Origin of the sequence: Prevotella marseillensis (assembly GCF_900625065.1) — a bacterium.
Lineage (GTDB): Bacteria > Bacteroidota > Bacteroidia > Bacteroidales > Bacteroidaceae > Prevotella > Prevotella rara.
This window is the reverse complement of record NZ_UYXY01000001.1, coordinates 1,074,199-1,096,869: the sequence shown is the minus strand read 5'-3', so window position 1 is coordinate 1,096,869 and position 22,671 is coordinate 1,074,199. Positions and strand designations below refer to the sequence as shown.

Genomic DNA, 22,671 nt, shown 5'->3' with positions numbered 1-22,671 from the left:
TGTTCATCAGTGTTGCTCGGCGCATCAGGATATGGACAGCCGCCCGCCGCAACAAGAGAAAAGACCTCAGAATGAACACAGCGTCCTCGGTTCGGTTCATCAACAAAGGCAATAAATCGTATTTCAAATTCTTAAATTAAAAGTTATGGCATTAACAACAGAACAAGAAGAGAAAGTCGCTCAGATAATTGAGGCTTTCGAGAATGGTAAGCGTTTGTCTGACCTCCCTAACGTGTCAGGCACAAACCCTTATAACCTCTTTTGTGAGGTTCTTGACGAAGACGGCGATAGCAAGAAAGCAGCCCTCGCAACTCTTCTTCCTTACACAGAAGAACAGAGTTCTTACGGCGTTCAGTTTGACACGGCTGTTTCAACACCGACTTGCACCCGTGTCGGGTCTTCTGACCTCCACAAAAGCTGCCCCGTTCAGAACCGTATGCGTGGCTGTCTGCTTGACGATGATGGCAACGTGGTTGAATACCTTGACCCTCGCGATTGGACGGGTCAGGTGCGTGACGGTTCACGAGGTCAGGTCATGGTGGAGATTCCTCTTCACTACCGCAAGTTTGAGACTGACGGCACAAAACTGACCGTCCGCATTTCTGAACTTCCTCTCCCTGGCTATCATCAGGTGCCAAAGTGTTATGTGTCGGCTTACGAGGCTTCCCTTGACCGCTCAAACAATAAGTTGGCTTCCGTCTGCAACGCCACAGAACAGTACAGAGGCGGTAACAATAACGCCAATTATGACGGCACATACCGCTCATTCTTGAACCGTCCCGTTACAGAAATCAGCCGCACGAATTTCAGGAACTACGCCCGTAAGCGCAAGTCAGGCAGCACCGAGTGGAACTGTATGACTTATGACATGCAGAAGACCCTCTATTGGCTCTTTGTCATTGAGTACGCCACACTTAACTCTCAGGCGGCTTACAACGCTTCGCCGACCGCTGAGGGCTTTCATCAGGGCGGCTTGGGTGACGGCGTGACAACATTCAGCTACGACGATTGGGACACGTTCAACGGTTATTTCCCGTTTGTACCTTGCGGTATCTCTGACAGCCTCGGAAACAGAACGGGCGTTGTGGATTACACGGTCAACAATGAGGATGAGAGCTACCCGATAACAAAGACATTCCAAGTTCCCCGTTACAGAGGCGTTGAGAACCCATTTGGGCATATTTTTCAGTGGACGGACGGCATTAACGTGCGTATCAGCCCGAACGCTGACGAGGGCGGAGACGGTCTTTCAAAGGTCTTTGTTTGCTCTGACCCCGCAAAGTTCAACGACAGCAATTATGAGGGTTATTCTCATGTTGGCAATGCAGCCCGTACAGATGGCTATGTGAAAGAGGTCATTTTCGGAGAGGGTGGCGATATTATGCCAAAGACAGTCGGCGGCGGTTCTACCACTTATTTCTGTGACTATTATTACACAGAAATTCCAACGACTGAAACACTCTGTGGGGTTCTGTTCGGCGGTTCTGCGGTTAACGGCTCGTATGCGGGCTTCGCTTTTGCGCACTCGTCTGGCGCCCCCTCGCGTACGAATGCGGGCATCGGTTCTCGCCTTTGCTTTTTCCCCGCAACAGCGTAACACGCCCCTCGTTCATCGTTTAACCCTTTAACTCAATCAAGAGACAATGGAAGAAAATAAGAAGCCCGATGACGGTTCACTTGCCTTTCTGAACATACCCCGTGACGAAAGCAACCGTTCTTTCAACTGTGACGAGACAACCCAATCAAAGTTGGTCAACACCTCATTTTGGGTCTGTGACTTCATAGAGGACGTGCCGACAAGGTTCAGCAAGACGAAAGGGACAAAAGGTCAGACGCTTGTCAAGATTAAGCCCGATAAGAACAGCCCTGAGGCAGACGCTAAGAAGTTCTTCACGGGTTCAGCAGACATTCTCTATGTTTGTCAGGAAATCAAGAAGCGCAACGCCTTTCCCCGCCGTGTCACGTTGAGAGGAAACGGAAACCGTTATTGGTTTGAATAAAGAGACATAAAAATATTAAGGTTGGTCGCTCCCGTGGGGTTCTGTTCAGCGGTAATGCGAATAACAGCTCGAATGCGGGCTTCGCTTATGCGAACTCGAATAACACCCCCTCGAATACGAATACGAACATCGGTTCTCACCTATGCTTTTTGAATATTTTCATCAGGTGTCAAAGCCTGAAAAAGATATTAAGGGCGGCAACCGTACCTCTTGGTAAAAAACTTCTGAAAACTGAAATGTGTCGGTAGGAACGCCTGTTGTATGGGCTACCGAAGACTCAAAATAAGAAAGCAAAGAAACATGAAGCGTATTGACAACTTATACGACAAGATAATCTCGTTAAAAAACCTCCGCCTCGCCGATGAAAATGCGAGACGGGGGAAGACGAACACATACGGGGTCAAGGTTCACGACAAGAACCGAGAACAGAATTTGTTGGCTTTGCATGAAGCCTTGCTGACAAAGACGTTCAAGACCTCTCCGTATGACGTGTTCACGATCTACGAGTCGAAAGAAAGAATTATTTATCGTCTTCCGTACTATCCTGACCGTATCGTCCACCATGCTGTCATGAACGTTCTTGAACCCATTTGGGTGCGGCTCTTCACTTATAACACGTATTCTTGCATCAAGGGTCGTGGTATTGAGGGCTGCGCCCGTAGGGTTGACAAGATAATCAAGAGTTTTGAGGGCAAGCCTCTCTTCTGTCTGAAAATTGACATCAAGAAGTGTTACCCCTCCATGCGTCACAGGGTTCTGAAACGGCTCATACGCCGAAAGATTAAAGACAAAGACCTTTTGTGGCTTCTTGATGAAATCATAGACAGCGCATCAATGGATGATGCTGGCAGACCGCTAACAGAGGCTGACAAGGCTCAAAGCGACCCCGAGGACGCTCACGGGCTTCCGATAGGCAATTATCTGAGCCAATACCTCGCAAACCTCTGTTTCTGTTATTTCATGCACTGGGTAAATGAACAGCTTGTAGAACTTGTGAAAAAGGCTCTGAGGCTGACCGTAAAGCCACACATTGAATGTACTGAATACGCTGACGATATAACGTTCTATGCGGAAAGCAAAGCCGTTCTGCATGAGGTTCTGAAACTCATTCGGGTTCAACTTGAAGACGGTCTGTCCTTGAAGATAAAAGGCAACTATCAGATATTCCCCGTAGCGAAGAACCGTTATGACAGACACGGGCGTGCGCTTGATTATGTCGGTTACAAGTTCTTCCGAGAACAGAAGTTGATGCGCAAGTCAATAAAACAGAATTTCTGCCGTGAAGCCGCCCGCCTGAACAAACGGGAGAAGCCGTTAAGCCAAAAGGCATACAAACAGGCTGTCTGCCCGTGGTTGGGTTGGGCGAAACACAGCAATTCAAGACATCTTTTGAAAACAATTATTAAACAGAAGTATTATGGCATTCTATGACAACAAGCCCTCCAAGTTGGAGGCAGTGGGTAACGGTTCTTACTTGTACCGTTGGAATATTCAGGAGGTAAAGCCTGAGAGCGTTGAAAAGACCTCAGAAGAGGGCGCAGAGGCTCAGGCAGAGAAAGTCCCTCAGTTCTCATGTGAAGAGGTCTCAGTGTGGGAACCGCTGACCTCAAACAAAATCACAGAGACAGTAATTACCTCAAAGTGGGACGCTAATTACGAGCAGAAACTTGTCAACGAGTACAACGCCGCACAGCTTGGTTTATACGGCGCAAAGACATCTGACGAGGCGAAAGCCCACATTAAGGCTTACACAGATTATCTTACAGAGCGTGCCGCCCTGAAAACTCAGGTAGATGCGGACTGCGCCGAGTTCGGTATTCTCTAACTCTCTGTTTCAGGAGTGAGGGGCGGGCGGTTCAGGCTGTCAGCCTCTCTACTCTTTGAAAAATAGCGGTAACTCATTCTAAAGCCCCACAAAGCGTTTTTGAAGTGATTACCTTATAAGCATACCACAGAGAAAAGTAAACGCCGTGTGCGTCAAATTCGCAAAAAATAACTCTCAAATAAAACGACAATGATAATTTACAACGACAAAGGCAAAAAGCTCCTTGAAATTGAGGTTGACGATAACAGTTATCGCCACAGAGTTATCATGGGCGATTATAACCTCACGCTTTATTACAGCCTCGCAGAACACGTTGAGTTGCCCGTGGGCTGTTATTGTGACTATCAGGGAGAACGCTTCACGCTTGAACGCCCTGAGGCGTTCAAGATGAAACACAGCCGCAGTTTTGAATACACCGTGACAATGGAGAGCAGTCAGGCAAAGGCGAAGATTTGGAAGTTCAGAAACCCCGTTGACGGGCGACTGAAATTCAGCCTGACCGCCAAGCCCCATGAACATCTCCAAATGTTCGTTGACAACATGAACCGCCGTGACACGGGTTGGGCGGTCGGCTCTTGTGTGTCAGGCGATGAAGTCTGCATATCGTACAGCCACGCTTTCTGTTATGAGGCGTTGGAACAAATGGCTTCAACCCTGAACACGGAATTTGAGTTTAACGGCAAGACCGTCTCGCTCCGCAAAGTTGAATATAACAAGAACAACCCGCTGCCGCTCTCATACGGGCGGGGTAACGGCTTCAAGCCCAATGTGGGGCGTTCTAACTATGGGGAAACGCCACCGACTGAAATTCTCTACGTTCAGGGCGGTTCAGACAATATAGACCCGAGCAAATACGGAAGCTCAGAACTTCTTTTGCCGAAGTCTCAGTCAATAGGCTTTGACGGCGTTTACTTTGAAGACGAAGAGGGCTTCAACGCTGACAACGCCCGTTACTATATGACTGACGATTTGGGGTTCTCAATCAGAAGAAAGGACAAAGACCTGACAAGCCTCGCCGAGAGCAGTCTTGACTGTTCAGACATCTACCCGAAGCATGTCGGCGAAATTTCTTCTGTCGTGTGTGTTGACAAAGACAAGAACTTTTACGACATCATAGACAACTCAATCCCTGAGAACCTTGACTACGAGAAATGCCTGATAGACGGCGAGACCATGACAGTTATCTTTCAGACGGGTATGTTGGCGGGTAAAGAGTTTGAAGTGAAATACTACCACAACTCAATTTTGAACCCTGACGGCTCTTTGAAGAAAGCCGCCCGCCGCTTTGAGATAACGCCGCAAGAGATTGACGGGCAGACCATGCCGAATGAGACCTTTTGCCCACGGGCTAACGAGAAATACGCTGTCTTCAAGTGTATGTTGCCTGACGCTTATATCTGCAACAACGCCACAAAGTCAGGGGCTTCATGGGATATGTTCCGTCAAGCCGTGAAAAGTCTCTTTGACAACGAGGAGACAAAGTTCACGTTCACGGGAGACCTTGACGGCATTTGGGCAAAGAAAGATTGGCTGAACATAGGCGGGCGCATCAAGCTCGGCGGGTATATAAAGTTCTCGGATGAACGCTTTCAGAAAGACGGTGTTCTCGTCCGCATCACGGGCATTAAAGATTATATCAACAAGCCGCACAGCCCATCTCTTGAACTGTCAAACGAGACGAAAAGCGCATCTTTCTCTTCAAAGTTGAAGCAGCTTGAAAGCGAGGAGGTGGTCATTGAAGACAACCACCGTGAGGCTATTCAATTCACAAAGAGACGGTTCAGGGACGCAAAAGAAACAATGAGCATGTTAGAGGCTTCGCTGCTTGAAAACTTCACTCAAAGCATAAGCCCAATCGCCATACAGACCATGCAGATGCTTGTCGGCGATGAAAGTCTTCAATTCCGTTTCGTCTCTTCAAAGACAAACCCGACACAGGTCAGCCACACGATAAACTACGATCAGGAGACAAAGACCCTGAAAGCGGCTGCGGGTCTCATTCAGCACCTGACGCTCGGCGTGTCTTCTTTGAGTTCATCGCATAAGCCCGAAGAATACTTATATTGGAACGTTGAAGAGTTTGAGAGCGCAAGACTTGAAGACGGTTCAAAGAAGTATTATCTATACGCAAAGGTCAGCAAGACAACCGACAAGGGCGTTTTCTTTCTCTCTGAGAGCGCAAAAACGTTGAATGGTGTTGACGGTCACTACTGCCTCCTTGTCGGCGTTCTGAACAGCGAATACAACGGAGAGAGGAGTTTTGCCACGCTCTACGGCTTCACAGAGATATTGCCAGGGCGTGTAACGACCGACAGAGTTGTTTCAGGTGACGGCAACAGCTATTTTGATATGTTCGCCAACGCCATGAAGCTCGGGGACGCTCTTGACTTCAATTCGGCGGGGGACGGTAAGCTCAGAATAAAAGGCACAATCGTTCAGAGCCAAAGCGGTCAAGAGAGCTATATCGGCTGTTATAGGGGCGAATACAACGCCTCATACACTTATTATAATGGCGATGAAGTCACTTTCACAAAGGACGGCAATACGTCAACATACAGAATGTTCAGCGACACACCTGTCAATGGCATTGAGCCGACAAACACTCTTTATTGGCAAGTCGTTGCTCAGGGTTCAAAGGGGGCTGACGGCACTTCTGTCAAAATCAAGGGTCAGGCTTACGCACATTATTCAACAATGGAAGAATGGGATCAAGACAGAAGAAAGCCCGTTGTCCTGATTGATAAATATACGCTGACATCGGGAGAAACGACCGAGGATAAATATTGTGTTGTCAAGAAGCTCGGAAGACCCTTTGCGGGAGCGGCTGAGGGTTGGATGACCGTTTACGCAGAGGTGGGAGACGCTTATATAATGAACTCAGACGATGTAGCATTGAACGGTTGTATGTATGTAGCTCAGACCGACAAATGGCAAAATGTGGGTCAGATAAAAGGCGACAAAGGCGACACGGGTCAAGAAGGCGCAGCGGGTAAGTTCACAGAACTACGTTACGCCAAGAACGGCTCAACAACAACGCCGCCCGCCCTCTCAAAATCAAGCCTGAACCCGTCAGGGTGGACTACTGAGGTGCCAACGGTTGCAAGCCTTGAATATCTGTGGCAGACAACAGCCGTGAAGTCAGGTGACGGCAAGACACTTCTTTCTCAGTGGTCAATCCCCGTGAGAGTAACACCGTACAACGGCATTGACGGTCAAGACGGCGCAGACGGTAAGGACGGAACAAACGGGCGTGGCATTGTTTCAATAACAGAAATGTACCTTGCCACGAACCTCTCAACGGGCGTGACAAAGAACACTATTGGTTGGAGCAGTTTTGTTCAGGATATTTCTGCCTCGCGTCCGTACTTATATAATTATGAGATTATAAAGTACTCAGACAACACAACAGAAGAGACAGACGTTGCCCTGATTGGACGTTGGGGAATGGACGGAGAGAACGGTCAAGACGGAGCCTCGCCCGCCCCCGTATTCCGAGGAGATTATTCTTCAACAAAATATTATTATGGCAATCCGCATAGGGTGGATATTGTCAAATATAACTCTGTCTATTATGTGGCAAGAATTGACGCTCCAAGCGGCTCAGGCGGTTTTGTTGGTCAAGCCCCGACAAACACGAACTATTGGAATCCCTTTGGGGCTTCTTTTGAGAGTGTCGCAACACAACTTCTGTTGGCTGAAAACGCCAATATTGCGGGGTGGGTTTTCAGGAACGGGAAACTGTATTCTCAGAACAATTCCTGTTACCTTGACGGGAAAACAGGGGACGTGAATATCCAAGGTAATTTCACGGGTAAAATATCAACCGTCAATGCGGGTAATAGAATTGTGATTGACCCGTCTTCAAATTCTATAATAATATATAACCACATTGGCGGAAAAGATATTGAAATAATGAGAATTGAGGCTGAGGATATTGGATTTGGGTTACGCCGTCCTAAGATAACAATGAATGAACTTTCAACTGAAACAGGCGGCGATATAATGAACAAACTTATAGTTTCTGCCTTTGAAATTGGACTTTATCGCAATGAAACAGGAGGTAACCTTGTCCCGATGTTTCAGGTAACAGGAGGTTGGAGTACAAAAAAAATTATTCTGTCAGATTATGTTTTACCGTCTTCAAAACCCTCAACAAAAGGGCAAATTTATAGAAATGGAGACACACTTAAAATAGTTACTTAATCAATATAAAGGAACATGAAAGAAAAAGTAATCGAATGGTTCTCAAAGAGCAATCGTTGGAAACATTTTGTCGGCGGGGTCTTGATTGGGCTTGGGGCTGACGATTGGTATTGTGCCTGTTATACGGGTGCGGGTGTGGGGGCTGCTCTTGAACTGAAAGACGTTCTTTATGGCGGCTCTTGGGATTGGATAGACTTCGCTCTGACAGCGAGCGGGGCGGTTGTAGGACATTCAATCAGGGCTGTGCTATGAATGAGGTTCAACACGTTACCGAGGTTGCCAAGGGTATCAGCGACCTCGGCTTGATGGCTGTTACGGCGGCTTTCTTTCTCCTGTTGTCGGCGGCGATGATGATAGCCATTTTCAGGTGGTTCAAAAACATCATCAATGACATGATACAGGAGCAGAAGAACGGCATGAAAGACCTGACAGAAGAGACTCGGAAACAGAATGACATGCTGCAAGACATATCAGAGGGGCTTCGTACAGAGACACAGCTGCGCATCAGAAACCTGACGGGCTTTGCTTTTGACCTGACAGTAGAACAGGTGTGCCGTCTTATTAAGAGGGTCAGAAAAGAAAACCACATCATCGACCATTGGGCAACGGCAGAGAAAATACGAAAGTCTCTAAAAGTCATTCATGAAGACAGAAACAGCCGCTTTGACCCGTTCACGTATCACGGGAAACCGCTGTCAGACTTCTGTGCTCCTGAATGGGTTGAAGACGTTGCCAAGGTCGTTGAAAGTGAAATATACAATGAGGACGGGGAAAACAACGCCCGTGCTTACACTAATGTTAAACTTGCGTATGATAACATCAAAACAGACTTTTATCAGCGCATAAACGGAACAAACTTATGATAGTATTAATTGACAACGGTCACGGAGAAGACACAGCGGGCAAGCGTTCTCCTGACGGAAGACTGAGAGAGTACGCCTACGCCCGTGAGATTGCCAAGCGTCTGCAGTGTGCTTTATGCCATGAGCTTGGGGCGGGTCACGTTTTTCTCTTGACCCCTGAAACAAACGACATCAGCCTGAAAGAACGCTGTCAGAGGGCAAACAACCTCTGCAAGGCTCACGGGGCTTCAAACGCTCTGTTGGTCTCAATTCACAACAACGCAGCGGGGGCTGACGGCAAATGGAATGAAGCCCGTGGGTGGTCGGCACACGTCTCTCTGAATGCCTCTCAGAAGAGCAAGACGCTTGCAACGTATCTTGCTCAGGCGGCAGAGAAAAACGGGCTAAGAGTGAGAAAATACACGCCACAGCAGCCGTTCATCACTCAGAACCTCGCTATCTGCCGAGATACAAGCTGCCCCGCCGTTTTGACTGAGAACCTTTTTCAGGACAACAAAGATGACGTAGATTTTCTTCTGAGTGAAGAGGGCAAGCAGCTCATTACAAAGGTTCATGTGGACGGCATTCTGTCTTATATCAAAAGCGTGAAGAAATGACAAAGAAACTGTTCATCTTATTGGCGGCGGTCTCACTCATGTGGGGCTGCTGCCCTTGCAGAAACCTGATAACAGAAACAGACCGTCAGGACAGCACCCGTGTTGAGGTCAGGACGCAGACAATTCTCGTTCCTGATACGGTCTTTCTTGAAATACCCGCTCAGACGGCAGAGCGCACAACCCGTGACAGCGTTTCACACCTTGAAAACGAATATGCCACCTCTGACGCTCGCATCAACCCTGACGGCTCTCTGTTTCACGATCTGCGGACAAAGCCTCAGAAGAAAGCCATTGAGACGGACAAGAAGATTGAAAAATGGGACAGCGTAGTTTATCGGGACAGATACCTGAAAGTCAAAGAAAAAGTTTCAGTTCCCCGTGACCTGACAAAGTTTCAGAAATGTGAAATCTTCGGTTTTTGGTTCTTGTTGGCAATCTTCGCCTTGGTTGTGTACTTGAAACGGCTTCAAAAGGGCTGAAAACGCTGAAAATGATTAAGGCGTAAACATAAAAATCGGAAATTCTATCGTAATTAAAAAAGAAATTCTTACCTTTGTGACAAAATTTGAAAATATAGCGTTTGCTATTGTTTTGAGGGTCAAGAAAATCGCCAAAATTTCAGACAGCCTTAAAAGCAATGGTAGATGCCCACGTATATCGTGGGCATTTTCCTTGTAGGCTGTTTGGGTGTTTGGCGATACCTCTTGACCCTCAAGGGGATGCCCACGTTTTTACGTTGGGTCTCTGTGACAACGGCGAGCCGTGTTTTGCAAAGGTACAGAGTTTTAACGTAAAAACAGCAGATATGGATTTCAAAGATTCGATTAAACAATTATTTGAGCGCATTGAAAGTCTGAAAGACAACTTGAAGACAGAAGAAGCAACGAAGACGGCTCTCATTCTGCCTTTCCTGAGTGCTCTCGGCTATGACGTGTTCAACCCGTTGGAGGTGTTACCTGAAATGAGTTGTGACATCGGTATGAAAAAGGGCGAGAAGATTGACTACGCCATTCTGAAAGACGGCGAGCCGATTATTCTCATTGAGTGTAAACATTGGGAGCAAGACCTGAACCTTTATGACAACCAACTGATACGTTATTTTAACGTGTCAAAGGCGAAGTTCGGGGTCTTGACAAACGGCATAATATACAAGTTCTACACAGACCTTGCCGAGCCTAATAAAATGGACGAGAAGCCGTTCTTGGAAGTGAACCTCCTTGAAATGAAAGACGCTCAGGTCGAAGAGTTGAAGAAGTTTCACAGGTCTTATTTTGACGTTGACAACATTCTAAGTTCGGCAAGCGAGCTGAAATATATGGGCGAACTCAAAACCGCCATTTCAAAGGAGTTCGCGAACCCCTCTCCTGACTTTGTGAGGTTCTTCGGGAAACAGGTCTATGACGGCGTTTTCTCCCAAAAGGTTCTTGAACAGTTCACAGCCCTGACAAAGCGTACAATCGGCAGTTATATAAACGACATTATTTCTGACCGTCTGAAAGCGGCAATCAAGACAGATGAAGAAGCAACCGCCACAGAACAGAAGACCGCCGAGAAGACAGAAGAACAGCCCACAGAGCCTGAGACAAACGAGGACGGCATTGTGACAACAGAAGAAGAGTTGGAGGCGTTCTTCATCGTGAAGTCTATTATCCGCAGCGTTGTGACCTCTGACCGCATCACATACAAGGACACACGATCATACTTCGGGGTTCAGATTGACAACAATGTGCGGAAGACCGTTGTCCGCTTCTACTTCAACCAACCGAAGAACAAGCGCATTGCCATTATCTCAGAAGACAAGTCAGAACGTATGTATAAGGTTCAGACACTTGACGAGATATACAACTACGCAGATGAACTGACAGAGGCGGCGAAGAGATACGTCTAAACAGCCCAACAGAGATTGCGCCCGTATGTCGGCGTAAGTTTGTTCAGGTGATAACTTACACGAGATTGAAAAGTAAAGCCCACATGCGGCGTATTCGAGAAAAATAACTATCTTTGCCCTCAGAGGGCTTGAAGAGGGGTCGAAAAGCCCCTCTTTTTTCATTTTTGTTGCTGTTTTGTTGCTCTGACATACTGTTAAACAGTCAAACCACGTTATAAATCACTGATTTACAAGTTATAACAAAAGTACTGCGTGGGAAAGTAACCTTTCTGCATCGGTAAATAGCTAACTATTTGATTATCATATAGTTATATCTATAATCAATCTAAAATACTGACTAAAAACGACTTAAATATGGCAAAATAATAGTTTTAGGAAAGGTATTTTCTTTTGTTATGACTATTTTTTCAACATTTTTGTCCCCCGTTTGTCCCCCAAGTCATATACGGGGGACAAATTTACGTCCCTCTATGCAATTTGAGTACTTTTCACTATAAAATCTATCTAAATCATAGATAATTATTGCTTTATACAGCTACCCTCAATCTCATAGTTTCTAAAATATCAAACACCATAACCACTGATAACCAGATATATACATATAAACAAATACGGAATTAGAATTACATCAGATGAAATTTTGTTCGAAATGTATGAAATGTATTTTATATTATTCCTTCATGCATCGGAAGGCTTATTAAAGTACCTAGAAAGATTAACGCAAGGACATTAGATAAAAAGCACAAGTCCCATTTTCCATCCCCTTATTCTAAAAGAACATAACATAGTAAATAAAATCGAAATATAAAGGATATTTTTCGTAAAAAACGAGTAAGCTATTAGCAATCAATAAGAAAGTAATAATGCATGGACCTATTACCATATAATTCATTCTTGCAATATATTTAAGAAAGACATTGGTATATGAAGTTTATTAATTAAATTTGCAATAACATACTCACCCCGCTTCCCATAAGAACAGCGCGCTCAGGGTGAGTCTTTTATTTTCTAGTGGTATATTTGAGTTTAGTGATGGTTTTATATACTTTTCCAGAATTTAATTCTAGGATTTTTAATTTTGCATCGAATTGTGTTCTACTTTCACTTTATCCCCTTATTCATATATACGTTCATTAAAGTAAAGTCTAAATAAGGGAAGAAAAAAGATGACTACGCTACTGCAATTTTCTTTTGGCTGCAAAATTTATGTGTGCTCTTGGTGCTATTAAGGCCTAGCAAAACACCTCTTCGACCAGACTCAATATCCCACAATTGGAATCCGAAAATATCCGTGAATCCATCCTCAATTTTACAGTCCTTTTGGGCGAAATAAATCCCGCCATCCTCTATAGCATTTTACACCGAGATAAAGAAACAAATGCAGTAGAGATTGTAGAGGAATACGAATTGAGCATCGCTCGGGTGTGCAAGCTGATGGAGATCCACCGTTCGGATTACTATTATCAGGAAAGGTGAGATAACACTGAAGTGGAAGAAGTGATAAGGACGGCAGCCAAGTTTCTGGAAGATATTCAAACGTCTCAGGCGTGAAAGAAGTGGAAACACAAGAAGGTTTACCGTGTATACAAGAATATGCACTACGAGAAACGTGTCCGTTTGAAGAAATGCTTTCCAGCAAGTGTCAAGACATCTTTGGGACAGCCATCTGAGCCCAATACGACATGGTCTATGGATTTTGTGGGTGATATCCTGGAGTGCAGAAGGAAGTTCCGAGTACTGAACATAATGGATGACAGCGATAAGGTGGCGGTGTCCCAGAAGGTTTCGATGTCTTTCCCGGCAAGAAGGGTAAAAGACATTGGGAAAGGTAATTTAGCTGAATGGCAAGCCAGAAAACATCAAATGTGATAACGGCCCGGAGTTCATTTCAAAGGATTTTAAGGAATAGTGCAAGGGGAACGATATGAGTATTCTGTATACCCGGCCTGGATATCCGACCCAGAACGGATATATAGAACGATTCAACGGCAGTTACAGAAGGGCTGTACTTGACACGTACATTTTCAGGAGCATAGAGGAAGTGTAACGTGTAGCTCAAGAGTGGAACTGTTATTACAACAATGAGATCCCCATGAGAGTATCGACAATATGTCGCCGATGGAGTATCGGGCAAAAAGGTGTGACATACAATGATTGATGTTCAGGATGGCGAATCCAGCTTCGCTTCCGAGTTGAGCAAGGCCAGGGCAAGCGCCCATAGGGTGGCCTATCTGAAATCAATCCTCAAACTATACATGCAATTGGACAAAATAAATTATATTTGTTATCTAACTGAAGACTGTCCTAAAAAGGGGAAGTTTACATAAAGATAAATCAGAAAAACATAAAGAAAGATTAGATGGAAATAAACGAGCAAGGCCTAAGAAAACGAATTGGTTCAGACTACTTGATTGGCTGTTATACAATTACCGATAACAAGAAGTCTTACTTCACTGATATACGTGGTGGAGAAGGTGATGTTGTCAAGAACCCTGTCTCTGATACCGCAGAACTTGTGGTAGAGTATCATGATGACAAGTTGGTTCCTGGCAATTTCTATTCATTCCGTTGGAATTTGAATGCAAGCAAGACCGCAATCATTGTAGATGGCGAGCCAGAGAAGATTGACAATGCTCATTTCTTACAGGGTCTGTTTGATGCAAGACTTCGACTAAGCGGTAGTAACTTGGAACTTTTCAACAATTTCCAAAAGACTATCTTCAATGAGGTTACAGGTGCCCAGCACACATATGTATATGAGTTGCTTCAGAATGCCAATGACTACCCACATGAAAACGAGCATGTAGAAGTCAAGTTTATACTGACAAAGCATTATCTGTTCTTTTTTCATTCGGGAGCCTGTTTTAACCTTAGGAATGTTGTTGCCATTAGTTCAATCAATCAGGGTGAAAAGAAAAAGAATACTGACGCCATCGGATACAAAGGTATCGGATTCAAGACAGTCTTTGTAAATAACAACTATGTATATCTCAAATCAGGTGATTGGAGTCTAAGGTTTGATAAATCATTTTCCGAGCACGAATTCGCAGGAGACTGCCCTTGGGCTCTTATGCCTATACCTACTACCGCACAAGATCTTGATGAAGAAGTTAAGGAGATAATGTCTAAGTATGGAATGAGAGTTATGTTTGCGCTTCGTCATAAGACTGAAGCAAGCGAGAACATAGAACAGCTTGACAAGGTCTTCAGCGATAATCAGATCCTTCTCTTCATTCCGAATGTTTATAAGGTAGATGTCATCAATGAAGGCATAACACGTTATTCCGTCGAAAAGGACGACAAGAAATGGATAGTAACAGACTTCAGGTATTTAATACCTGAAGACTTGAGGAAATGGGTAGAAAAGAATATCAATTCAGGTGACAAAATTCCAGAGAAATTCAAGGACATCAGTGAAGTACGTATCTCCTTTGCAGTTGCTCGTGATGGGAAGACTCTCATTCCTGTGGAAAATGCCAGAGTCTATAACTATCTGCCTACAGAACTGAGACTTGGGTTCAATTTCCTTTTCAATGCAGACTTTGTCCCAAATGGTTCGAGAAGTGGCCTTCATGACGTTGTCTGGAACGACAGGGTCATGGAACAATGCGGATGTCAGTTTGCTGATTGGTGGGTATCTTTCCTGGAAAAAGAAGGTGAATATGACATGACATCTGTCTTCGAACTCCTCCCAGAGTTCAATAGCAGAGACAAGTATGCAGTTATGTTCCTCAAAGGTTTCAGCCATAGAATAAAGCAGATACCTTGCATTCCTACATTAAGAGACGGATACCATCTGATAAAGCTTGAGGATGTACTATTTGACAAGATCGATTTTGTAGCATGTCAAGAGCCGGTTCTTACTGATGAAGAATTATATGAGTTCTATGATACTACAGGCGCACTTCCCCACCATGAAATCCGCACAAACATAAAGCTGAAAGAACTTCTCAGTCACTTTAACGTGAGTATTGAGTTCAATAACAATCAGCTCACTCAGTTGTGTTTCGAAGATGATTTCAAGGAATGGTTGAGAAGCAAGGACAACAACTTAAGCTTCATCAGCTATCTCCTCAGATCCGACTATATCATGAACTATTGGGGATATAAGATATTCCTCAAAGAAGATGGCGCTCTTGACAAAGCAGAGTCCATCTATTACGATATAGACCAGTACCATGATGACATCAGTTTCCTTAGTCAAGATCTTCCAAGATTGAATGTCGAAATAAGGGAAAAACTAACCAATAATTTCAAAACATGGGTTGGATATAGTACACGATTTAAGAAATTCAGCGAGTATGAATTTACAAGAAAGATATTCGGTGATTTCTCAAGATATTCTCAACTCTTCAGCTTTAAGCAGAATAGTGTCAGCTATCTCCATTTCCTCGCTGTAACAAACAGCGTTCATCAGATACCTTCCGACTATCCATATTATGACCAGAGCAACAATGTAGTTATTGGCGTATCAGACCTATACCAGGCTAATGATACAGGTAAAGATCTAGCCAAGCGTTCTTGGATAAAGAAGGAATGGATAAAGTTCCTTCATGAAGATTATCTTGGCAGAGACAAGGAGAAGGTTGAGAAGTATCTGGAATCAACATGCAAGATCAAGTCTTTGTCTCAAACCGATTGCTATAGGCTTTTCGTCAGCAAAGATGAAAGAATTCCTGTAATCGCTGAGTTGATTAAGGACAAGGAATCAAATATCGACTTCTTCAGATATCTTTCCAAAATACAGGATTGCATCAGTAACCTTTCCCCTATGATGCGTCAAAACTATCTGGTTATTACTACAGATGGCAAAAAGGAGCAATGGCATCCAATCACCAGAACCATCTTCTGGAAAGACTCGGACTGGGAAACTATGTCTGTTAATCCTTGGATGCCTGAAGGCTGCTGTCTGGCAATCTCAGACGAGTATTCCAAGAATCTGGACAGTACAGAATCAAGCAGACTTACTGAGTTCTTCTCGCAGAAGCAGATTGTCCAAAAATATTCAGTAGCAGGTCTTTATCAGTCCCTTCGTTCTCACCTTCAAGAGGTATTCTCAAATATAACAACTAAAGAGATTAGCAAGGATTTCCTTAACTGGTTATTTGTAAACAGATCCCAGATTTTCAAGAATGGAATAATTGACCCTCAATACAAATCAATACCTATTCTAATAAAGGATTCCGACTGTCTTCAAACAATAGAGTCCCTTGGAGGAAGCATCTATCTTCCTAATCGAGAGGTACTTGAGTTGTATGACCAACCATGGTTCAATTCGTCATACCTTGTCATCTGCGACGAGTTCTATTCTGACCTTTTTGATGGATCTGAGAGATGCCAGTTCTTTATGTCACTCGGAATGAAGCGATTCGAAAAACTGCATTATCTGCGAGCTCATCTGTTCAAACATTTGGACAGAATCAAAGCGAACCTCAATAATAGAGACAACAACATCTCATTCCACCGTTATTTGGCAGATATACATGATGGAATCTCAGAGAAGGACTTTGAGGTTGTTAAGAATATGCCAATTTTCATTTCCTCTCCTGTCAGTCCAGAAGGTGAATTGGTTGATAGCTCCAACAACCACTACCTGCCGTCTGCACTTTTGACAGATATTGTCTCAAAGGATCTTTTCCCTACATCTATATTGGATTCCATTCACCCAGATTATATCGTGTCTGACAAGGATAAAAAGTATTTTATTGACAAACTGGGCAATGTGGAGATTGATGAGGACGGTTTCTATGAATACATAATACAGGAGCAAATATCGTCTGTAGTCGAGTCATATCTGAAAGATGAAGAACGAAATGTCCGTTTCTGGCGATGGGTCGCAGACAGCAAGACCAGCCGAGAAAAGAAAGCTAAACTTGTCATATTCCCTATGTTAGGCAAAACGGTAGGCGATGAATGTGAGCACTTTGGGAATCCTTCAAGTTTTTATATTTCTGGCAGATACTCAAAAACAGAAGGTCTGGAGCAGTTTATTAACGAGCATATCAGCAAACCTGTATTTGTATCTGAGAAATATATAGAGGAAGACCAGGAGAGAGATTGGATTTCTTTGTTCAAAGCTCTGAAATTGACTGTGGATTTCAAGGAGATTGTCTTCAATGATGTTCTTCCTAAACTGTCCAAATATAAGAACAAATCAATCGTTGGTGTCCTTGCCAAATATTGTGAAAGTTTCAAGTCAAAACTGGAATCAAATGATACAAAAGCAACCACATACTTGAATGAACTCCAATTGCTCTGCCACGATGGCGAATACCGTACACCCAAGGACGTGGTTGTTTCTGGACAATACTTTGATGTTGAACAAAATGTGTTCTCAGATATTCAGATAAACAAACTCCTTTCTGAAGAATACTTATCTGATTGTGGTACCGATTCAGAAAAACGCAGAGAGATAACTAAGTTCATAAAACTCATAGCCGATAATCTCGGCAATAAATGTGAGAATGCGACACAATTGAGGGATCTCAAGCTGAAATATTTCTGTCAACATCAGGATTTCTATGCCCAGACAGAAGCTCATTATAGGATTATCGGTGAACTTGCTAAGGCCTATAACTCCGATACCGTAGGACTCCTCGAGTTAATAAAAAATCTGGGAGACATCTATCTCTTTACCACAACAGGTAAGTTCAAAAGGAGTAGTGAACAATACCTCAGTTCCATATATAACCCGGACTGCCAGTACATGGCTAATGGGATTACAGAATTGGATTTCGTCAGCGAGAAGTATAATGAGTACTATTCAAATGGTTTGAAACATTTCTTCTGCTTATGCTTAGGAATACTTGACGGATTCAGCGAGTATAATCTAAGACTTCTGCAGAATGAGAGATTCTCTCTGTATTTCTGGAGACAGTATGCATCTAACAAGAATTGGTATCTGAAAGATATGCTAACAGATGAAAAACTTAGAAGCATAGCATGTATTCCTACAAGAAAGGGAATGAAGAAACCAACTGAGGTATATGACTATAGGAATCCGAACCTTCAAAAGATTGTTCTTAAGCTGAGGGACGGTGCAGATAAGCTTCCTGCCATTGAATTGCCTGGTTGGATAGAAAAGATTGGACTGAGAGGAAGGCTTTATCTTCCTGACTGTCTGGAGTATCTTAGCCTCGATACTCATGATTTCCGTCGTGAGGTAATCAAATGGTTTGTTGATACTAAAGAAGAAACTCTTCAACGATACAAATCTGACATTGCGGATTATTGCAAGACCGCAAACTGGTTCAATGGTGCAAAGTGTTGGGTTCCATTGAATACTCTCGTTGCTTTGGAATGGGGCAACGAGACATTGAAGGGCAATTTTGGAGGCAATTCATTTGTCTGCAACCCTTCTTATATGCCTGAAACGAAAGAAGACTTCAATAAGTTATGCGGTATTCTAAATATCAGAATCCTGACCAACGACGATTTCTCAAAGCAGAAAGCAGGAGACTATCATAAGGATGTTGAAGCGATTCGCGAAATATCTAAGAGACTTGTGTATCTTGCCTATAAGACAGGTAAGGAGAATTGGGAAGAGATCTATGCAGGTTACAAGGCAAAGTTAGACAGAGCAGACATATCACAATGCGAGAGTATAATATATTCCTACAACGAGAATATTGCTACCGATCTGGAAATCTATAGCGAAGAAGCATCCAATCTTTGGTATATAGGTTCTTGGCAAGGCTCAATGTTCATTGAGATTCTAAATTGGATCATCAAGAAACTTGAAGTCAAGGGAACATTCGACCAGAATTTCTTGCGCAAATTATTCCTGCGTCCATTTGTAGATTTCATCAAGCAACAAGAAGGTGGATCTCTACCAAATGAGTTGCTGACATATATGGATGAAGCTGACCGTGCAGTCATCACTGTCGACGAAAACGTAAATGCCGAGGTATTCTCGGAAGATGACAATGTGGTGAACAACTTACCGGAAGATTTGAAGCAGCAGGCTGGACAAGGTATGGAGCAGAAACAGGCACAGCAATCTCAGAATTCAGTTCGTTACGAAGAACAGAGCTCTACAAGTTCTTCATATGACGATAGCGAGCAGTCTAGCACGGAGAGAAAACGTCGAAGTGACTTGGGTGGAACACACCAGAGGCATGAAACTTCGACCAATAATAACAGATCCTCTGACACTCAACCATCTGGCCTTGCCAGCAAAAATGATGATACTGAGGAACAAAGAAAACCTCTTGCAGATCGTCTTAAGGAAAAATGGGAAAGACAGAAACAGGCACCTATCCAGAAACCTCATAGTATTAGACCAACTAGATCAGATAGCGATGTGTGCAGCCAGCCGTCGTCTTCATCCGAAAACAATAAAGGAGAATTCTTTGATGATGCTGTTAACACAAAGCAGTATACCCAAGCAAGGAACAACACTCTAGATGAGCCAAGTCTAGGCTCAAATGCTGACAGATGTAATAGAGATTCTTTCAATAGTAAGCAAAAGGCTGCTCAAGAAGAACTTGACAAAGCAAAAGACCAGGCAGACCTTGAGCAAGCAATCAACAGAACCGAGAAATATACATTCCTTTGGTTCAAATACCTAATGGAACAGCTGTACAATCAGAAGAATAATACAGCAACAACCAGAAGTGTGCAGATTGATTTCAGGGAGGCCAAGGTTTTAGACAACTGCACAATCGCTATTCTTAAACCGAACAGGGTTGTTCCTAAATGGATAGAGCATGCCGATGATATCACTTTACACATCCTTAAGGGAGATGTCTCTGAAAAGATTAAGGTCGATCTTCAGTACTTCACAGAAGATGCTATATGGGCATTCTATGATGATGCCTCCGAACTAGAGACTAAAATTAATGATGCGGACAAGGTGAGACTAGTTGCAAACGGTGCTACGGCCAACCACATAGATGCTCTGACAAAGCAGTTCATAAGACTTGATTTCCCTGACGACTACAATCTAAAGGATAATCTTTCAGATTGCATAAAGTATATCTATGGACCTCCTGGAACTGGAAAGACTACACGTTTGGTAGCCAAAATAGATAAGATTATTTCAAGCAACAATTCTCCATTGGACATTCTTGTGCTGACTCCAACCAACAAAGCTGCGGATGTTATTGCATCTAGATTGAATGCTGTGGAGTCTTGTTCGCCATATACTTTCAGGTATGGAGTCACGGAGAGCCTTGAGTATCTGCAATCCAACCGTGTCTATACGAGAGATGACAAATTCATAGACTCAGAAGAACACCATGTTGTTGTCACTACTGCAGCAAGATATGCATACGATTACCTCATGCCATATGAGGTAATAATTTGCGACCACCACTGGGACTATGTCATCATCGATGAAGCATCTATGATAGATATAGTGACTATGGCATTTATTCTCTACAAGAGCCATAATTGTCAGTTCATCATCTCTGGTGATCCCAAGCAGATTCAACCAGTAAGGCAGAATGAAATCCAACCAGAGAACATCTACCAGATGGTCGGACTAAACAGTTTTGCTGCGGCTCAAAAACACCCTCAGGTTGAGTGTCTGAATATTCAATACCGTTCCATCCCCACTATTGGAGAATTGGTCAGCGAATTCAGCTATAACGGACTTGTCAAACCGAACAGAAATCAAGACAGTCAGAAGAAGCTTGATATTGGATTCAAGATCTCAAGTATCAACTTCGTGGGGTTCAAGACAGAACTGCTTGATAATCTTTATGGGTTAGATGCGATCGATGGATCTGCCTTCCACCTCTATTCTGCGATATTTGGATATGAATATGCGAGTTATATCGCCCAAAGAATAGCAGACGAAAAGCCGGAAGAGCCATATTCTATCGGAATAGTATGTCCTTATAAGAAACAAGCAGACTGTATCAAACAGATGATTGAACTAAGAGACATATCAAATGACGCTTGTATGATAAGTTGCGGTACGGTTCATAGCTTCCAAGGAGATGAATGCGATATCATGATAGTAGTTCTCAATCCTCCAATGAATATTGGACAGAACGCACATGTAAACAACCAAAATATTATCAACGTGGCTATGAGTCGCGCAAAAGATTACCTCTTCTTCTTGGTACCTGACAACAGAATACCTGGATTTACGGCAAGAGAAGTCTTAGGCAAAATGGCAAATGATAAATCTATCATGTTCTGCAATGACATCGAACAGATAATGTTTGAACAATCAGACTATATTCAGCAACACACAAATGTGACATGCCATATGCCAGTCAATGTCTATTATGAACCTTCGTCGTTTTATGAGGTTAGAAAAGATGACATGGCTGTTGATATACAAATCAATGAACAGTTCAGGTAATATCACATTGAATTAATGCTTCAATTAGAGTGGGAGATTCGTTTTTCTCACTCTTTTTGGGTAGTGTCATTCTCAGTGTATTCAATGAAATGATTGCCTCCCCCAAGTGTGCCGAGGCTTTTATAAAAGATTGCTTCCTGTAATTTGATTTGTAAGCAACCGGTAAAGTGCATATAGCGATTTTATTCCACACGAGGTATCTTCATGCAAAAAAAGATGCTTACACGAGAAGAAATCGTAGAAATAGTTCAATACTGTAAGGAGAATGGAGTCTCATATGTAAGCATCTGGTGAATGTCGTATTGATTTGACAGAGATGTCCTTCCTTGAAAATCAAAGTGTCGATAAAATATTCAATCCCTCTTCAAACACGAGATACCTTAATTTGAATCCTAAAATATCCGTGAATCCATCCTCGATTTTACCGCTTATTTTGGCGAAATAAACCCCGAATGCCCTACTTTTTGTGAACTGGTGTTCGAGGATTGAAAAGGGTATTTTCGTCCCTTTTCAATCTGTTTCGAGAAAAAATCTATTGTTTTTTTGCGAGCAAAACAGTCAGTATCCATAGAGTTAATAATATATTACTATATATACATCTTTAGAAAACTCTAACTTTACATATTAGAATGAACTATAGCAGTAACACATAGTTTACTGTAACAATTTAACCCTATTTTATATTTCTTCTTCATCCTTCATATCCATAAAATTTGCATTAAAACGCATAGTATCCTAAACTCTCCTGTTCATAGAATATAAGTGCGTATCATTATTTCATTTCTTACAGTAAATATCGCCATCTGCCACTGACTATGGAAGGCTGCCCTGTTAATAAACCAAGCGCAGACGGGAAACCGGCCGAATGGTTCTGTTCCCGCCATCCGGATATAATGTCGCTTGATGATTTGCACTTTGTCTTACCTTGCTGACCCTAAAGCTGGAAAATCCAGCCCCTACGGAAACTGGTAACGACAAACC

General features: G+C 43.3%; 12 protein-coding genes. All 12 read left to right on the top strand.

From position 1 onward, the window contains the following. The first annotated feature begins 145 nt into the window (after positions 1 to 145). Positions 146 to 1,597: a hypothetical protein gene (locus EJL04_RS04560; protein WP_125104197.1), complete on the top strand. Its 1,452-nt coding sequence runs from the start codon at positions 146 to 148 to the stop codon at positions 1,595 to 1,597. 46 nt (positions 1,598 to 1,643) lie between these two features. Then, positions 1,644 to 2,000, top strand: a complete 357-nt coding sequence (locus tag EJL04_RS04555; RefSeq protein WP_125104196.1) for a hypothetical protein — start codon at positions 1,644 to 1,646, stop codon at positions 1,998 to 2,000. Between the two features lie 300 nt (positions 2,001 to 2,300). Next, positions 2,301 to 3,431: an RNA-directed DNA polymerase gene (locus tag EJL04_RS04550; protein ID WP_125104195.1), complete on the top strand. Its 1,131-nt coding sequence runs from the start codon at positions 2,301 to 2,303 to the stop codon at positions 3,429 to 3,431. Between the two features lie 25 nt (positions 3,432 to 3,456). Beyond that, a complete protein-coding gene (locus EJL04_RS04545; RefSeq protein ID WP_241210004.1) occupies positions 3,457 to 3,825 on the top strand; it encodes a hypothetical protein in 369 nt (122 codons plus the stop codon). Positions 3,826 to 4,014: 189 nt separating this feature from the next. After that, the gene (locus tag EJL04_RS16480) at positions 4,015 to 8,028 is read left to right on the top strand and encodes a hypothetical protein (RefSeq protein WP_206429366.1); all 4,014 of its coding nucleotides are present in this window, start codon (positions 4,015 to 4,017) and stop codon (positions 8,026 to 8,028) included. A 15-nt stretch (positions 8,029 to 8,043) separates the two neighbouring features. Beyond that, entirely contained in the window at positions 8,044 to 8,280 is a 237-nt protein-coding gene (locus tag EJL04_RS04535) for a hypothetical protein (protein WP_125104193.1), read from the top strand. Then, positions 8,277 to 8,891, top strand: coding sequence for a hypothetical protein (locus tag EJL04_RS04530; RefSeq protein ID WP_125104192.1), 615 nt, complete (start codon positions 8,277 to 8,279; stop codon positions 8,889 to 8,891). Before EJL04_RS04535 ends, EJL04_RS04530 begins: the two co-directional genes overlap by 4 nt. Beyond that, the gene (locus EJL04_RS04525) at positions 8,888 to 9,487 is read left to right on the top strand and encodes an N-acetylmuramoyl-L-alanine amidase (RefSeq protein ID WP_125104191.1); all 600 of its coding nucleotides are present in this window, start codon (positions 8,888 to 8,890) and stop codon (positions 9,485 to 9,487) included. Before EJL04_RS04530 ends, EJL04_RS04525 begins: the two co-directional genes overlap by 4 nt. Next, positions 9,484 to 9,966: a hypothetical protein gene (locus EJL04_RS04520; RefSeq protein WP_125104190.1), complete on the top strand. Its 483-nt coding sequence runs from the start codon at positions 9,484 to 9,486 to the stop codon at positions 9,964 to 9,966. The genes EJL04_RS04525 and EJL04_RS04520 overlap by 4 nt, the downstream gene beginning before the upstream one ends. A 326-nt stretch (positions 9,967 to 10,292) precedes the next feature. After that, positions 10,293 to 11,375, top strand: coding sequence for a type I restriction endonuclease (locus EJL04_RS04515; RefSeq protein ID WP_125104189.1), 1,083 nt, complete (start codon positions 10,293 to 10,295; stop codon positions 11,373 to 11,375). Between the two features lie 1,924 nt (positions 11,376 to 13,299). After that, positions 13,300 to 13,422 carry an integrase core domain-containing protein gene (locus EJL04_RS16805; protein ID WP_125104187.1) on the top strand — a complete coding sequence of 41 codons (123 nt, stop codon included), beginning with the start codon at positions 13,300 to 13,302 and terminating at the stop codon, positions 13,420 to 13,422. A 312-nt stretch (positions 13,423 to 13,734) separates the two neighbouring features. Continuing rightward, the gene (locus tag EJL04_RS04500; RefSeq protein ID WP_125104186.1) at positions 13,735 to 21,690 is read left to right on the top strand and encodes a DEAD/DEAH box helicase; all 7,956 of its coding nucleotides are present in this window, start codon (positions 13,735 to 13,737) and stop codon (positions 21,688 to 21,690) included. Positions 21,691 to 22,671 lie beyond the last annotated feature (981 nt).

What these genes read in the sequence shown, in the direction of transcription:
- EJL04_RS04560 (WP_125104197.1), top strand. Translation starts at nt 146, where the DNA reads ATGGCATTAACAACAGAACAAGAAGAGAAAGTCGCTCAGATAATTGAG.
- EJL04_RS04555 (WP_125104196.1), top strand. Translation starts at nt 1,644, where the DNA reads ATGGAAGAAAATAAGAAGCCCGATGACGGTTCACTTGCCTTTCTGAAC.
- EJL04_RS04550 (WP_125104195.1), top strand. Translation starts at nt 2,301, where the DNA reads ATGAAGCGTATTGACAACTTATACGACAAGATAATCTCGTTAAAAAAC.
- EJL04_RS16480 (WP_206429366.1), top strand. Translation starts at nt 4,015, where the DNA reads ATGATAATTTACAACGACAAAGGCAAAAAGCTCCTTGAAATTGAGGTT.
- EJL04_RS04535 (WP_125104193.1), top strand. Translation starts at nt 8,044, where the DNA reads ATGAAAGAAAAAGTAATCGAATGGTTCTCAAAGAGCAATCGTTGGAAA.
- EJL04_RS04530 (WP_125104192.1), top strand. Translation starts at nt 8,277, where the DNA reads ATGAATGAGGTTCAACACGTTACCGAGGTTGCCAAGGGTATCAGCGAC.
- EJL04_RS04525 (WP_125104191.1), top strand. Translation starts at nt 8,888, where the DNA reads ATGATAGTATTAATTGACAACGGTCACGGAGAAGACACAGCGGGCAAG.
- EJL04_RS04520 (WP_125104190.1), top strand. Translation starts at nt 9,484, where the DNA reads ATGACAAAGAAACTGTTCATCTTATTGGCGGCGGTCTCACTCATGTGG.
- EJL04_RS04515 (WP_125104189.1), top strand. Translation starts at nt 10,293, where the DNA reads ATGGATTTCAAAGATTCGATTAAACAATTATTTGAGCGCATTGAAAGT.
- EJL04_RS16805 (WP_125104187.1), top strand. Translation starts at nt 13,300, where the DNA reads ATGAGTATTCTGTATACCCGGCCTGGATATCCGACCCAGAACGGATAT.
- EJL04_RS04500 (WP_125104186.1), top strand. Translation starts at nt 13,735, where the DNA reads ATGGAAATAAACGAGCAAGGCCTAAGAAAACGAATTGGTTCAGACTAC.